This is a genomic window from Curtobacterium sp. ISL-83 (assembly GCF_018613895.1).
GTDB lineage: Bacteria > Actinomycetota > Actinomycetes > Actinomycetales > Microbacteriaceae > Curtobacterium.
Genome location: NZ_JAGGPH010000003.1, coordinates 290,596 through 305,854, shown reverse-complemented (window position 1 = coordinate 305,854; position 15,259 = coordinate 290,596). Strand labels below are relative to the sequence as shown.

The window sequence follows — 15,259 nt, the reverse complement described above, 5'->3', positions numbered from 1 at the left end:
GCCTCCGTCAGCGGGTCACCGCGCTCACTGACCAGCCCGCTGGTCACCCCACGGCGTCCTGCCAGGCGCGCTCGAGTCCGGCGCGGTCCAGCAGCTCGGTCGGGCGGACCTCCAGGTCGTCGGCCACGAAGTAGAACACCGCGTCGACCTGGTCGATCGGCCGTCCGGTGAACTCGGCGTAGGCCACGCGGTACAGCGCGAGCTGCAGCTGGCGCTTCGCCAGGTCGTCGGCACCGGTCGGGGCCTTGCCGGTCTTCCAGTCGACCACCTCGGCCCGGCCGTCGATCTCGTAGACGGCGTCGAGCTTGCAGACGACGCTGTGCCCGAGGAACGGGATGTGGATCTCCCGCTCGACCTCGATCGGCGTCAGGTCGGCCCACGGGGACCGCGCGAACGTCGCCTGGAAGTCGGCGAGGCGACGGGCGTCGTCGTCGGTGACCACGGCCTCCGGTCCGGCGTCCGGGCGCTCGTCGGTGTCCAGGTCGAGCTCACCGTCCCACGCGTCGAGGGTCTCCAGCGAGCCACCGCCCCGCGCCCGCTGCTCCACCCACTGGTGGAACAGCGTCCCGAGCCGGGTCGCACGGTACGGCCGCTCCGGCATCGGCCGGCGCAGTCGCTCGGCGACCCGGTCGGGTTCGGACAGGTAGTCCTTGAAGCCGGACGCGGGGACACGGTGCGGGACGACCACCGCGTGCCGGGCCGACCGTGCGGCCTGGCGCTCCGCGAGCAACAGGTCGATGTCCGCGGCGAAGCGTCCGGCGGCGGCGGGGTTGGCGTTCCGGACCCGCTCGGCAGCCGCCCGCACGCGGGCCTCGCGCTGCCCGAACGGCAGGTGTGGCCAGGACTGGGTGCCACCGGCGTCGCCCAGCGGGTTCACCTCGTGCTCGGTGGCCTCCGGGATCGCCGCGCCGTCCAGCACGCCCGCGTCGACCAGGTCGTGCAGGTAGCGGCTCGGCTCGGTGGGTCGGACGCCGCCGGCCCAGAACGACCCGGACACGAGCAGGTCGTGTCGAGCGCGGGTGAGGGCGACGTACGTCAGGCGGCGTTCCTCGTCCTCGTTGCGTGCCTTCACCTGCTCCTTGAAGGCCTCGATCGCGTCGCGGACGGCCTGCTGGTCGGGCTGGCCACGCCACGCGAGCTGCGGCAGTTCCTCGGCGTCGCCGCGGAACTCGTAGGGCAGCCGGCCGAACCCGATCCACCCGGACGAGCCCTCCTGCGGACGGGCGGGCAGGCCCCCCTCGACCATGCGCGGGACGGCGACCGCGTCCCACTCGAGCCCCTTGGAGCCGTGGATCGTCAGGATCTGCACGGTGCCGGCCTCGGGTTCCTCGGACCGCGGACCCATGTCGTCCCGCCGGGCTGCTGCGTCGATCCAGCCGAGGAAGGATCCGAGGTCCGCGCGGTCGTCCGTCGCGGCGAACCCGGCGAGTTCGTCGATGAAGGCGTCCAGGAAGGTGGCGCTCCCCTGCTCGTGCGCGGCGACCTCGATGTCCAGGCGCATCTCCTGCACGACCAGCGTGACGAAGTCGACCAGGTCGCCGCCGGCGCGGGTGCGCAGAGCGGCGAGCTGCTGTCCGAGTGCCCGCATCCGGGCTCGACCGGCGGGGCTGATGCCCTCGAGCGCGCCGTGGTCGTCGGGTGCCGCTGCGACGAAGTCGAGGGCGTCCACGACCGACCCGTGCTCGCCCGCCGCGACCGACGCCCGGAACGCCGCGGTGAGCTCGTCGTCGAGCCGCTGCTGCGTGTGGTCGCGCCCGAACAGCCACCGCGCGAGTTCGTGGAGCGCGGCGATGTCCTTCGCGCCGACACGCCACCGGGCCCCGGCGAGCAACCGGATCAGGTCGTTGCCCGCGGCGGGGTCGTGCAGCACCCGGAGACACGCGACCAGGTCGACGATCTCCGGACGACGGAGCAGACCGCCCGTGCCGAGCACCCGGTACGGGACGGCCCGGTCGCCGAGTGCCGCTGTGAACGCCGCCAGGTCCTTCCGGGCGCGGAGGAGCAGGGCCATCGACGCCTCCGGGTTCGCCGTCCGGTGGTCGGCGAACCAGGCCGCCACAGCGGCGGCTTCGTCGGGCAGCGTCTCCGGGAAGACGACCCGCACGGTGCCGGCGTCGGCGCCCGGTCGCGGCGTGAGGCGCTCGACCTGCACCTCGGACGCCTCCGACAGGGGCGCGACGACCGCGTTCGCCGCCGCGAGCACGTCCACGGGGTTCCGCCAACTCGTGGAGAGCGCGAACGTCACGGGCTGCGCCGACGTGTCGGGGTCGCCGAAGTCGCGCGGGAAGCGGGCCAGGTTGGCGGCGCTCGCCCCGCGGAACCCGTAGATCGACTGGTGCGGGTCGCCGACGGCCATCACCGGGTGCCCGCGGAACAACCGCGCGAGGAACCGGGTCTGCACGACGGAGGTGTCCTGGTACTCGTCGAGGAGCACCACCCGGTACCGCTGCCGGAGCTCGGCCACCACACGGGGCGCTGCCTCGGACGCCGCGAGGGCGAGCGCGATCTGGTCGGAGAACTCGACGAAGCCGCGGTCCACCTTCTGCCGACGGAACTCCGCCACCAGGTCGGCGAGTGGCTCGAGGGCCCCGATCGCGGCCACGGCGTCGGTGACGGCCTTGTACGGCGTGCCGCGGCTGCTCCCGGGCAGCTCGACCAGCTCGCTGAACTCGATCGCGAAGCGGCGGAGGTCGGCCGGGTCCACGAGGTGCTCCGACGCTGCTCCGGCGAGCGCCACGACGGCGGCGGTGAGGGTGTCGACGTCACGGTCGAGCCCGGCGAGGCGATCGTCGCGGGCCGCGACCACCACCCGGCGGGCGAGCTGCCAGGCCGACGGTTCGGTGAGGACCTGTGATTCGCCGTCCCGACCGACGAGCAGCGCGTTCTCACGGAACACCGCGTTCGCGAAGGCGTTGTACGTCGAGACCGTGGGAGCCTCGAAGGCGTCGCCGGGGATGATCAGGCCGACGTCCTCGAGCGCGCGGATCCGGTCGTTGATCCGGACGGAGAGCTCCCCCGCGGCCTTCCGGGTGAACGTCAGGCCGAGTACCTGGTCCGGGCGGACGAGCCCGTTCGCGAGCAGCCAGACCACCCGCGACGCCATCGTCTCGGTCTTCCCGCTGCCAGCCCCGGCCACCACGAGTGCGGGGACGAGCGGGGACTCGATCACGGCACGCTGCTGGTCCGTCGGTCGGGGCCGTCCGAGGGCGTCCGCGACCGCGTGGGCGTCGATCCGTGTGGCGGTCTCGCCGTCCGGTGCGTCGCCGAGCGCGCTGACCTCCAGCAGCTGGTCGTCGGTCACCAGGTCACCTCTCCCACCACGTGGATCCGGCACTCGACCCCGGTCCGGGCCTTCTCGCAGTGGTCGTCGACGTTCGCGGTGAACGTGCGGCCGCCCATCCCCCTGGCCACCGTGTGCAGCCGCTCCCGGTACGCGTCCCGGGACTCGACGTCGAAGGCGTGCTGCGTCCGCTCCGAGTACGCGCGGCCGCCGCGGGCGTTCTGCACGAACACCAGTCGGGCGTCGGCCATCGTGGACCCGGCGGGCACTCCCTCGACCGCACCGTCCTCGACTGCCAGCTGGTAGGCGCCGAGCTGCGGGTGCTCGGGCATGTCGTTCTTCTCGCTCGGCATCGACCGGCCGGTCTTCAGGTCCACGACGCTGACGCGGCCGTCCGGGTCGATCTCGATCCGGTCGATGCTGCCGCGCATCCGTGCCGGCCCGGTGACCAGGGCGAACGAGGTCTCGGCGCCGAGCAACCGACGGCCGGCGCTCGCGAAGGTGCGGAGGTAGTCGCTCAGCCCCTCGATCATCCGGCGGGTGCGAGCACGCTCCCGGTCGGCCACCCACGGCGACTCGAACGTCAGCTCGTCCCACCGGGCCTCGACGCGTTCCCACAGGGACTCGACGTCCACGGCGTCCGCGTGCTCCATGACCTCGTGCACGATCGTGCCGATGCCCATGGCCGGACTCGGCGCACCGCCGCCGAACGTCTGGACGAACCAGTGCACCGGGCAGGTCTCGAACGTGCCGATCCGCGACGGCGACACGGCGACGGTCGGGGCGACCGGCTCACCGTCCTCGTGCTCGGGTGCCGGTTCGGCGAGGAGGTCGACGAGCGGCTCGTCGGTCGTCGGCTCGGCCAGGCCGTACCAGTCGTCCGGGGAGGCGCCGGGGACGTCCGCCTCGGCGAGCCGGGCGAGCGCGGAAGCAGCCTCGTGGTCCCCATTCGCGACGACCCGGCGCCGGAGTGACCCGGCGAGTCCGCGGAGTGAGAGCGGGTGCACGGTGGGCTGCCGGTCGGGTGGCACGGGGACGAGCCGGACGAACGGCGAGGGCGCTTCGTCGTCGTTCGCGACGGTGCCGATGACCACCTGGGTGGTCGCTCGGGACACCGCCCGTGCGAAGAGTCGGAGCTCGTCGGCGATGACGGCCGCGCGGTCGTCGATCGGCTCGTGGTCGGTGCCGGCGGCGGCACGGACGAGTCCGTCCGGGTCGAGCAGGCTGCCCCGCACGCGGGTGTTCGGCCAGACCCCGTCCTGCAACCCGAGCACCACGACGACGTCGGTCTCGAGCCCGATGGTCGCCGAGGGCGTCAGCACGCGGACGCGCCCGCCGGTCCGGTCGGGCCCGATCGAGTCCTCGGGCAGGTCAGCGCCGAGGAGGTCGTCGACGAACACCCGGGCCGGGGCATCCGGCGTGCGCTCGACGAAGCGCTTGGCCGCGGTGAACAGCCCGACGACGGCATCGAGGTGCCGGTCGGCCTCGCCGGCACCGACCCCGCCGGCGGCGGACTGTCCACCCCACACGCCCGCGAGGCCGCTCCGCTCCCACAACCCCCAGAGGATCTCCTCGATGCTCGCCCCCGCTCCGGCGTCCGCACGGGCCCGGACCAGGCTGCGGGCGAGCCGCGTCGCGCGACGGGCGAAGCCGGCGTCGACCGTCGCCAGCCGCTCCGGTGCGCCGAGTGCGTCGACGAGCAACTCGTCGGCCGTACGGGTCCCCCCGCCCGCGAGCTCCTCACGGCGCAGCGCGAGCCGGAGACGGCGCATCGCCAGGGTGTCGAGGCCGCCGAGCGGCCCGGTGGCGAAGGCCGTGGCGAGGTCCGCGTCGAGCGGCAGGACACCGAGCGACACGGCCGCGGCGTCGAGCAGCGCACGAGCGGCACCGTCGTCCCGCGGGCGCACGGGTGCGGCTCCGGCGGTGGCGGGCACCTCGGCCACCGACAGCGCCCGCACGAGCTCCGGGATCGCCGCGCCGCTCCGGGTGACGACGACCATCCGGTGCCACGGCACCCCGTCGAGCAGACGGTGCTCACGGAGGCGTCTCGCCACCGCGACGATGAGCGCGGACCGGCTGGGGGCCTCCAGGTGGACGACGGCGTCGTGACGGGCGTCCGTGTCGCTCGCCGCCGCGGAGCGCTGGCGGCCAGCGGCTGCCGCGCCGATGCGGGCGGTCACGGCGGAGACGAGCTGCCGGATCGGTTCGGGGTGCCGGTGCACCGTGCCGAGGACGACCTCGTCCACGCGGGACACCCCGAGGCGCCCGGCCAGCCGTCCCAGCACGTCTGGTTCGGCTCCGCGGAAGGCGGACGACGCGATGTCCGGGTCGCCGAACGCGACGATCTGCACGCCCGACCGAGCGAGGGCCCCGAGGAGCGCGATCTCGCCCTCGACGAGTTCCTGGGTGTCGTCCACCACGACGAGCCGGAGCGCAGCGACGCTCGGGGGGATCTCGCCGCGGAGCACGGCCGCGGTCGCGAACGCCACGAGCTCGGCCGCGTCGAGACCGGTCGAGCGGAACGACGTCACCGTGGAGCGGTACTCGTCCACGAAGTCGGCCACGGCACGCCACTCCGGTCGGCCGCGGTCGTCGCCGAGCTCCCGCATGTCGTCGGGTTCGACCCCCGCCGCCACCGCGCGCATCATGACGTCTCGGAGCGCGGTCCGGAACCCGGCGCGCTCGCGCACCGTCGCCGTGATGGGCTGCGGCCAGTCCGGCCCGGTGCCGTCCGTCTCGTGTCCGGCCAGGAGGTCCGCGATGATGCGGTCCTGTTCGCCGCCGGTCAGCAGGGTGGGTGGTTCCTGCCCCTGCGCCGCCGCGGCGTGCTGGACGATCTGGAACGCGAGGGAGTTCACGGTGCGGGCCAGCGCGCCCGGCATCACCCGGTCGACGGTCGCGGCGAGACGGTCGCGGAGGGCCGTCGCCGCCGTCCGCGCCGAGGTGAGCGCCAGGACCGTCGCGTGGCCGTCAGGGGTGATCGCGTCGGGGCGGGACAGACGGCGTGCCACGAGCCGCGCGAGCGTCGTGGTCTTGCCCGTACCGGGGGCGCCGATGACGGCGGCGTGCCGGTCGTCGGGCAGGTCGAGGACCGCCTGCTGCCCCGGGTCCGCCGCCAGCGGCCGTGCGATGCCCGCGTCTGCGGGAGCTGGCATCAGCGTGGTCTGCGGCACGCTCGTACCGTACCGAGGACGGCCGACACGGCGGCTCGACGCGCGCGGTCGTCGTCGGGTGTGCGCCCGCGGCGAACGGCGGATGCAGCCAGGGGGTGCTCGGATACGCTGTGCTCGTGGACATCAAGATCGGCATCATCAACAGCCCGCGCGAGATCGCTTTCGAGACCGCCCAGACGGCGGACGAGATCGAGAAGGCCGTGTCGGCAGCCCTCACCGAGAAGTCGACCCACCTGGCGCTCCAGGACGAGAAGGGGCGCCGCTTCATCGTGCCCGTCGCGTCCCTCGCCTACGTCGAGGTCGGCGCCGAAGAGGCGCGCCGCATCGGCTTCGTCGCCTGACACGTGGAACTGCTCTTCGCCGTGCTCGGCGGCATCCTGATCGGTGCCGTCGCGCACGTCGTCCTGCCCTGGCACGGGACCCGCGGGGTCCTCGTCGGTCCGAGCGTCGGCGGCACCGCGGCCGCCGTGCTGTGGGAGGCCCTGACCTGGGCCGGCTGGCGGTACGACGGCGGCTGGATCTGGGTGGTCGCCCTCGTCGGTGCGGGCGTCGTCGCCCTGGTCGTCGAGTGGGTGCTCGGCCGACGCCGGGCCGCGCAGGACAGCGACTTCTTCGAGCGGCTGAAGGCACAGGGCGCCTGACGATCAGGTCGCCTGCTGGCACCGTGCTCAGTCCGCCCAGGCTCCCAGCGTGAACTGGTGCGTGTTCGCCGTGAGCAGCACGACCCCCACGACGAGCACCCCGGTCACGATCCAGCGCCCGACCGCGTGCCGCTGTGCCCCCGCCGCGAGCGCGATCCAGATCGGGAACAGCGTCAGGGTGTTCCGCGCGAGCGACACGTAGGTCGAACTCGTCGTGAGCGACACGAGCGTCAGCCCGAGCAGCACCGCCTCGGCCCACCGCCGACGCGCCACGAAGTACCCGACCGCCACCAGCAGCAGCACCGCGAACACGATGTCGAGCAGGAACTGCGGCCGCGCGGAGGCGAGCGGGTGGTGCAGCACCGCCTGGACGGTGTCCGCCAGCGCCGTCCACGGCGTGCTCGTCACGCGCCCCCAGCCGTGTTGCTGGGCCTCCGACCAGGCATCGAGGCGCCCGGTCTGCACCCAGAGCGCGAGCATGTAGCCCGCGAACCCGAGCACCCCGATCAGGACGCCGAGGGCCGGCCACGCGACGACCGGCTTGCCGGCCGCCCGACGCCGGGTGACGTAGAGCACCGCGATCGCCGCGAGCAGGAAGAGCCCGTTGGCGCGGAAGGTCCCGGCGACCGCGGTGACGATCCCGGCCCACCACCAGCGCTCGCGGACCGCGCAGTACCAGGCCCCGATCGCCGCCGCCGCGAAGCACGACTCCGAGTACGACGCGTGCAGGAACACCGCGTAGGGGCCGACGACGAACAGCAGCGTGGCGAGGAAGGCCGCCCGTGGTCCCGCCGTGGACTCGGTCAACCGCCAGAGCAGGACGGCGGCGACGAGCCCTCCGAGTCCGGCGACCAGCATCATGGCGACGGGGACCGCATCCGACGTGACCGGCCGGATGACCGCGGCCACACCCCGGCCGAGAATCGGGTACCCGGGGAAGAACGCCACGTCCGTCGACCCGAGCGGGTACCCGCGGGCGGCGATGTCGGCGAAGTGCCCAGCGTCCCACCGCGCCAGGAGCTCCGCGAACGGCCGACCCCCGAGCAGCGAACCGGTCGCCGCCCACTGGGAGACCAGCGCGATGGTCGTGACGAGGATCCGGGACGCCGTCCACATGGCTGCGCCCCCGAGCAGCGCTCGTACCCACGAGCCACCGGGAGCGAGGAGGTCCCCGCGCGCGGTCAAGCGGTGAGCCCGAGCGCGTCCATCCGCCGCGTGTGCGCCGCGATGAGCTCGGTCCACACCGGTTCGAGGCGCGACTGGTCCTCGCGTGCGTGCGACGCCAGCGCGGAGCGTGCGACCAGCAGCGTGTCGCCGACCAAGCGGCGGCCCCACATCGCCAGGCGCGACCCGACCTCCGGCTCGGCGGCGATGTGTGCTGTCAGTTCCTCGACGACGGCGGGTTCCTCACGCGCGTCGAAGAGGGTCCGGAACCGCTGGCGGACGTCGGCCGGCAGCGACCGGAGGAGGCTGCCGAACAGGTCGTTCAGGATGCCGGCGGTGACGTAGCCGGTGAGCATCGACTCGTACCAGTCCGCGCCGCTGGTCCGCTCGAGGAACCGGTCGATGGCCTCACGGTGCGGCGCCATGAGGATCGCCGGGTCGCCGCCGGTCCGCTCGATCTCGGCGACGATCGTGCGGTGCCGGTCGAGTGCCGTCGTGGCGAGCACACCGGTGACCAGGCGGCCGGAGAGCGTCGGTGCCGAGGCCCCCGCGCGCCCCATGGTCTCGTAGAGGGAGAGCTGCAGGTAGGCGGCCTGGCCGAGGTAGACGTCGAGCTCGGGGCTGACGTCGTCGAGCTGGAGACGCTCGACGGGCTTGCCGCCGCGAGGGCTCCGCGACGCGAGCCACGCGGTCGCGAGCTGTCCCGCGCGCTTCCGGTTCCACCACGACACCACCGGTCAAGCATACGGGGCGGGAGACGTCGGACCGGCCCGTCGGTAGACTGGTCGGGACTTGCACCAGAACTAAGGTGATTCTTTGACTTTCGCAGACCTCTCCATCGAGCAGGACATCGTCGACGCCCTCGCGTCGAAGGGCATCCTCGAACCGTTCCCGATCCAGCAGCAGACGATCCCGCTCGCCCTGACCGGCCAGGACATCATCGGCCAGGCCAAGACCGGAACCGGCAAGACCTTCGGGTTCGGCCTCCCCCTCATCCAGCGGCTCGGCGCCGCGCCGGAGCCCGGGGTGAAGGCACTCGTCGTCGTCCCGACCCGTGAGCTCGCCGTCCAGGTGACCGAAGACCTCGAGGTCGCCGCGATGAACCGGCCGACCACGATCGCCGCGATCTACGGCGGCAAGGCGTACGAGGGCCAGATCGAGCAGCTGAAGGCCGGCGCCCAGATCGTCGTCGGCACGCCCGGCCGGCTCATCGACCTCCAGCGCCAGCACATGCTCGACCTCTCCCACGTGCAGGAAGTCGTCCTCGACGAAGCCGACCGCATGCTCGACCTCGGGTTCCTGTCGGACATCGAACGGATCTTCCAGTCGATCCCCGAGGTCCGGCACACCATGCTGTTCTCGGCGACGATGCCCGCTCCGATCGTCGCGCTGGCCCGTCGCTTCATGTCGCGGCCGGTGCACATCCGCGCGTCCGACCCCGACGAGGGTCTGATGCAGGCGAACATCAAGCACGTCATCTACCGCGCGCACTCGCTCGACAAGGACGAGGTCATCGCGCGGATCCTGCAGGCCGAGGGCCGCGGCAAGACCGTGGTGTTCACCCGCACGAAGCGCGCCGCGGCGAAGCTCGTCGAAGAGCTGAAGGACCGCGGCTTCAACGCCGCAGCGGTCCACGGCGACCTGAACCAGGAGCAGCGCGAACGGGCCATGGCCGCGTTCAAGGCCGGCAAGCGCGACGTGCTCATCGCGACCGACGTCGCCGCGCGCGGCATCGACGTGGACGACGTCACGCACGTCATCAACCACACGATCCCGGACGACCCCGACACGTACCTGCACCGCGTCGGCCGCACCGGTCGTGCCGGCAAGACGGGCATCGCGGTCACGTTCGTCGACTGGGACGACCTGCACAAGTGGACGCTCATCGACAAGGCCCTCGCGTTCGGGATCCCCGAGCCCACCGAGACCTACTCGTCGTCGCCGCACCTCTTCGAGGACCTCGACATCCCGGTCGGCACCAAGGGCCGCCTGCCCGGCGCCTCGTCGCACGCAGCGACGGCCGGCGCCCCCGCCGAGAAGCGCAGCAGTGACCGCCCGCCCCGCGACGGCGCACGAGACGGTGCCCGCGACGGGTCGCGCGCACGGTCCCGTGATCGGACCCGGACAGGAGGCTCCCAGCACTCCTCCGCGCCGGCTCCCGTCTCCGAGTCCCCGGCTCCGGACGCCACCACGGGTCCGGCGGACGACGTCGCGACCGAGTCGGGAGCCACCGACGGCGCCGCGAAGCGGCGGCGTCGCCGCCGTCGTCGCGGAGCCGGCACCGGTTCGGCCGAGGCGACCGCGTCGACACCGCAGGGCGGTTCGGACGGCGAGTAGCGCCTCCAGACCGAAGGGCCCGTCGCTTCCGCGACGGGCCCTTCGTCGTCCCCGACTGCCCGGTCTCGGGCCGCCACGCCGAGTCTGGGGCTGCGGGACCGATCTCGGGCTGCGGGACCGATCTCGGGCCGTGCGGCCCGGGAACCGTCGCCCACGCCGAGTCGGCCCGACCAGGTCGCCGGCCGGCAGCAGCGCCGCGGGCGTCAGGCCAGACGGGAACCGGTGCCGACGACGGGGGTGCTGCCGGTCGCCTCGGCCAGGATCGCGTCGAACGACGTACGCGCCGTGCGGTGCTCCCCGAGCCGGTTCGGCTTGCCGGTGCCGTGGTAGTCGCTCGAGCCGGTGACGAACAGGTCGTACCGTGCCGCCCAGTCGAGGAGCGTCCGTTTGCCGTGCGACAGGTTCTCGCGGTGGTCGACCTCGAGCCCGCCGAGCCCGGCGTCGACGAGTTCCCGGAGCATGGGTTCGTCGATGACGATCCCGCGCGTCGAGGCAGCGGGGTGCGCGATCACCGGCACACCCCCGGCTTCCCGGATGAGCTCGACCCCGCGGAGTGGGCTGGGTGCGTCGTGCGGTTCGTAGTACCCGGAGGCGGGGTGCAGGATCCCACGGAAGGCGGCCGAGCGGTCCGGCTCGAGCCCGAGGGCGACGAGGGCGTCGGCGATGTGCGGGCGCCCGATCGTGGCACCCTCGGTGGCTTGGGCGATGACGTCGTCCCACGTGATCGCGTGGTCCCGCGCGATGCTGTCCACCATCCGTCGCGCACGCGCGCGCCGGTCGTCGCGGGTCTTCGAGATCTCCGCCGCGAGCCCCGGGTGGTCGGGGTCGACGAGGTAGCCGAGCACGTGCACGCTGCGGTAGCCGACACGCGTGCTGAGTTCGAGACCCGGGAGGAGCGTCATCGGCAGGTCGCGGACGGTCGCCGACGCCTCGGCCCAGCCCGCCGTCGTGTCGTGGTCCGTCAGGGCGACGGCGTCCAGCCCGGCAGCCGCAGCGGCCCGGATCAGGTCGGCGGGTCGCTCGGTGCCGTCGGACACGCTCGAGTGGGCGTGCAGGTCGATGAACGGGTCTGGCACGCCGTCAATCGTATCCGCAGGTGAAGAGCCCCACAGGACGCTGCACGGCTCGCCGCCTCGACCGGCCGTTCGGCCGAGTGGACACCGATCCGGCGCACGCTCGCCGGGCGGTGCGATGATGGGCCCATGGCCGACACGACTCCCCGCGCGACGAGCAACCGATCCACCACCCCCGGTTCCTCGACCTTCAAGGACTACATCGGATCGCAGTGGGCCGAGCGTGACCGCCCGCTCCCCGAGCCCCGCGAGCAGGCTGCGTTCGCAGCCGAGCGTCGCGCACGGATCTCCGAGCTGCACCCCGGCCGCACGATCGTGGTGCCGGCCGGCCAGGCGAAGGTCCGGTCGAACGACTGCGACTACCCGTTCCGCCCACACTCCGCGTTCGCCCACCTCACCGGGTGGGGCACCGACACCGTCGTCGGCTCCGTGCTCGTGATGACGCCGAACGGTTCCGGCCACGACGCCACCGTGTACTTCCGCGCCACCGCCGGTCGTGACTCCGAGGAGTTCTACGCCAACCCCGAGATCGGCGAGTTCTGGGTGGGGCCGCGTCCCTCGCTGGACGAGGTCGCCGCGGACCTCGGCCTCGCCACGGCCGACCTCGGCACGCTCGACGCCGTCCTGGACGGACTCGACGCGTCCGCCCTCCTGGTCCGCGAAGCCGACGACGACGTCACCCGTGGGCTCGACGCCCGCCTCGGCAGCCCCGTCGGTGGTGCGGCCGAGACCGACGGCTCCCCCGCGACCGACGACGTCCTGGCCCGCGACCTGTCCGAGCTGCGTCTGGTCAAGGACGCGTACGAGGTCCACGAGATGCGCCGCGCCGTGGACGCCACGAAGGCCGGCTTCGACGACGTCATCGCCGACTTCGACGCCGTCCTCGCGCACCCCCGTGGCGAGCGCATCGTCGAGGGCACCTTCAACCGTCGTGCCCGCGCCGACGGCAACACCGTCGGCTACGACACGATCGCCGCGTCCGGCCCCCACGCCTGCATCCTGCACTGGACGCGGAACGACGGCGCCGTGCAGCCCGGGGACCTGATCCTGATCGACGCCGGGGTCGAGGTGGACTCGTTCTACACCGCCGACATCACGCGGACCCTGCCGGTCAGCGGGACCTTCACCGACGTGCAGCGCCTGGTGTACGAGGCCGTGCTCGAAGCCGCCGACGCCGCGTTCGCCATCGTGAAGCCGGGCATCACGTTCCGGCAGGTGCACGCCACCGCCATGGAGGTCATCGCGCGGAAGACCGCCGAGTGGGGCTTCCTGCCGGTCTCTGCCGAGGAGTCCCTGCCGGCCGACAACCAGTTCCACCGCCGGTACATGGTGCACGGGACGAGCCACCACCTCGGACTCGACGTGCACGACTGCGCGAAGGCCCGCCGCGAGCTGTACATCGACGGCATCGTGCAGCCCGGCATGGTGTTCACGATCGAGCCCGGCCTGTACTTCCAGCAGGACGACCTGACCGTGCCGGAGGAGTTCCGCGGCATCGGCGTGCGCATCGAGGACGACATCCTCGTGACCGCCGACGGCGCCGAGAACCTGTCGATCGGCATCCCCAGGACCCCCTCGGAAGTGGAGGGGTGGATCGCCCGCTCCGGGCGCTAGCCTGAGCGGGTGACGACGCCCGAGGTCTCCCCGAACGCAGTGTCCATCGATGTCGAGCACTTCGACTCCCCCGATGCCCAGCGGCTCCGCACCGCGCAGCGGATCGAGATCGACCGGGCGTACGGGGCCGACACCGAGCCCGGTGAGAAGCCGACGGCGGACACCATCGCCGTGTTCTTCCTGGCACGCGACGAGACCGGCACCCCCCTCGGGTGCGGCGGCCTGCGGATCGTCGACGACGGCATCACGGAGATCAAGCGGATGTACGTCCGGCCGGAGTCCCGCGGCACCGGGGTCTCCACAGCGCTGCTGCGTCGACTCGAGGAGGCCGCGCTCGACCTCGGTTCACCGGCTCTCGTCCTCGAGACGGGGACCGAGCAGAAGCGGGCGATCGCGTTCTACCAGCGTGAGGGTTTCACCCGCATCGCGAACTTCGGACCGTACGTTGGAGCTCCCCTGTCGGTCTGCTACTCCAAGGTCCTGTAGCCGCCGCGGGCCGCACGGTGGAGGCGCGGGGCGGGTCCCGACGCGCCCGGGCCGGTTCGCCGAGGGTGCCGAAAGTGTCGCGCCGGTCGCGCTCGGCCGACGACTCGTGCGCCCTCGCGAGACGTGAGCGGCGAGTCCTGCCCACTCGCCGGCGTCGGCGGGCCCGGCGGAGGCATCAGCCCGGCACCGGAACGCGCCCGAGCCGCTCCGCCGAGGGTGCCGAAAGTGTCGCGCCGGCCACGCCCAGGCGACAGTTCGTGCACCCTCGCCAGACCTGAGCGGCGAGTCCTGCCCACTCGGCGAGCGGGTCAGGCTCGGTCGTCGCCCTTCGCGCGGTCGGACCCGGGAGCGTCGGACGCAGGATCGGAGGGAGCGCTCCCCGCCGCACCGCTCTCGGCAACGTGCCCGTCGTCCCCCGCCACCGGGGCCGACACCGGCGTGGTCCCCGTCACCCGCTCGCCGTACCGGGGCGGGTCCTCCGGGCGGTGCTGCGACGCGGGGGACGGTGCCGCGGGCGTCCCGGCAGCCGGCGCACCGGATGGGTCCTGCCCGTACCGGGGACCGTCGTTCGTGCCGTAGCGCGGCGCACCCGCCTGGGCGCCCGAGGCCGGCGTACCGGGCTGCTGCGTGCCTCCAGGCTGCTCGTGGGGTGTGGCGTGGCCGCCGTAGGGCGACCCCTGCGGCGCGCCGTACGCTCCACCCTGCGAGCCGTCCCGCGGCGCGGCGTGGGATCCGCCGTGCGGACCGCCCTGCGCGGGCGGACCACTCTGCGCGGGCGGCCCCGGACGCCACGGCTGCTGCCCACGGAACGGCGCGCCGCCCTGCGGACCGCCGACCTGGGGCCCCTCGTTCCAGTGCGTGGAGGGCGTCGCCCCGGACTGCCCGAGGATCCGCTGCGCCTGCCCGGTGAGCTGGGGGTCGACGACGATCTGGTAGTTCGTGGCGAGCACCTGGTGCACGCTCGTGAAGTCCCGCTGCCGCTTCGTGATCGCGAAGGATGCGATCCCGTACAGCATCCCGAACGCCGCACCGATGATCGCGGCGGCGAGGATCAGGCCGCCCGCGCTCGGCGAGAACAGCGTCAGGACGATGCCGAAGAAGATGCCGAGCCAGAGCCCGCTGAGCGCCCCTGCGATCGCCGCGCGGCCGTAGGTCATCTTGCCGGTCACGCGCTCGACGGTCTTGAGGTCGTTGCCGACGATCGCGAGCTGGTTCACCGGGAAGTCAGCGGCGGCGAGCTTCGCGACGACGCCCTGGGCATCGGGGTAGCTGTCGTAGGTGCCGAGCACGTCGCCGTGGGGCAGCGTCGGGAAGGCCTGGGCGGTGCGTCCGGCGAACGGGCTCTGATTGCTCACACAGCCATCATTCACCGACCAGCTTGCAATCGCACGTGCGGTCCCAGGGAAGCAACCGCGTCCCGGCGCCGAGCGCGCTGGACACCACGGGCCGCAGAGCAGGGCCCGGTACGGGTCGCCGGCGTCGGCCGCCCCG

General features: G+C 73.2%; 11 protein-coding genes. 5 read left to right on the top strand and 6 right to left on the bottom strand.

Annotation, left to right across the window (positions count from 1 at the left end; all coding sequences use genetic code 11):
* Positions 1-43: 43 nt before the first annotated feature.
* On the bottom strand, positions 44-3,301 hold the full coding sequence (locus tag J7E22_RS02910; RefSeq protein WP_308159124.1) for an ATP-dependent DNA helicase: 3,258 nt from the start codon (positions 3,299-3,301) through the stop codon (positions 44-46).
* Positions 3,298-6,453 (bottom strand): UrvD/REP family ATP-dependent DNA helicase, encoded by a 3,156-nt coding sequence (locus tag J7E22_RS02905; protein WP_214978656.1) that lies wholly within the window; start codon positions 6,451-6,453, stop codon positions 3,298-3,300. The genes J7E22_RS02910 and J7E22_RS02905 overlap by 4 nt, the downstream gene beginning before the upstream one ends.
* A 116-nt stretch (positions 6,454-6,569) precedes the next feature.
* Between J7E22_RS02905 and J7E22_RS02900 the strand changes: the two genes are divergently transcribed.
* The gene (locus tag J7E22_RS02900; RefSeq protein ID WP_214978654.1) at positions 6,570-6,794 is read left to right on the top strand and encodes a DUF3107 domain-containing protein; all 225 of its coding nucleotides are present in this window, start codon (positions 6,570-6,572) and stop codon (positions 6,792-6,794) included.
* A 3-nt stretch (positions 6,795-6,797) separates the two neighbouring features.
* Positions 6,798-7,094, top strand: a complete 297-nt coding sequence (locus J7E22_RS02895; protein ID WP_214978652.1) for a hypothetical protein — start codon at positions 6,798-6,800, stop codon at positions 7,092-7,094.
* Between the two features lie 27 nt (positions 7,095-7,121).
* Here J7E22_RS02895 and J7E22_RS02890 read toward each other — a convergent pair whose 3' ends face one another.
* Both J7E22_RS02890 and J7E22_RS02885 read right to left on the bottom strand, forming a co-directional pair.
* Entirely contained in the window at positions 7,122-8,279 is a 1,158-nt protein-coding gene (locus J7E22_RS02890; RefSeq protein ID WP_214978650.1) for a mannosyltransferase family protein, read from the bottom strand.
* Positions 8,276-8,992 carry a ferritin-like fold-containing protein gene (locus J7E22_RS02885; RefSeq protein WP_308159123.1) on the bottom strand — a complete coding sequence of 239 codons (717 nt, stop codon included), beginning with the start codon at positions 8,990-8,992 and terminating at the stop codon, positions 8,276-8,278. The genes J7E22_RS02890 and J7E22_RS02885 overlap by 4 nt, the downstream gene beginning before the upstream one ends.
* Before the next feature lie 82 nt (positions 8,993-9,074).
* On the opposite strand from J7E22_RS02885, the gene J7E22_RS02880 reads away from it, so the two are divergent.
* A complete protein-coding gene (locus J7E22_RS02880; protein ID WP_214978648.1) occupies positions 9,075-10,595 on the top strand; it encodes a DEAD/DEAH box helicase in 1,521 nt (506 codons plus the stop codon).
* A 203-nt stretch (positions 10,596-10,798) separates the two neighbouring features.
* Here J7E22_RS02880 and J7E22_RS02875 read toward each other — a convergent pair whose 3' ends face one another.
* Complete coding sequence (locus J7E22_RS02875) at positions 10,799-11,671, bottom strand: PHP domain-containing protein (protein ID WP_214978646.1); 873 nt, start codon at positions 11,669-11,671, stop codon at positions 10,799-10,801.
* Between the two features lie 126 nt (positions 11,672-11,797).
* On the opposite strand from J7E22_RS02875, the gene J7E22_RS02870 reads away from it, so the two are divergent.
* Both J7E22_RS02870 and J7E22_RS02865 read left to right on the top strand, forming a co-directional pair.
* Complete coding sequence (locus tag J7E22_RS02870; RefSeq protein ID WP_214978644.1) at positions 11,798-13,282, top strand: aminopeptidase P family protein; 1,485 nt, start codon at positions 11,798-11,800, stop codon at positions 13,280-13,282.
* A 9-nt stretch (positions 13,283-13,291) separates the two neighbouring features.
* Complete coding sequence (locus J7E22_RS02865) at positions 13,292-13,768, top strand: GNAT family N-acetyltransferase (RefSeq protein ID WP_214978642.1); 477 nt, start codon at positions 13,292-13,294, stop codon at positions 13,766-13,768.
* Positions 13,769-14,076: 308 nt separating this feature from the next.
* Here the strand turns inward: J7E22_RS02865 and J7E22_RS02860 are convergent, their stop codons facing one another.
* Positions 14,077-15,123, bottom strand: a complete 1,047-nt coding sequence (locus J7E22_RS02860) for a general stress protein (protein WP_214978640.1) — start codon at positions 15,121-15,123, stop codon at positions 14,077-14,079.
* Between the last annotated feature and the right edge of the window lie 136 nt (positions 15,124-15,259).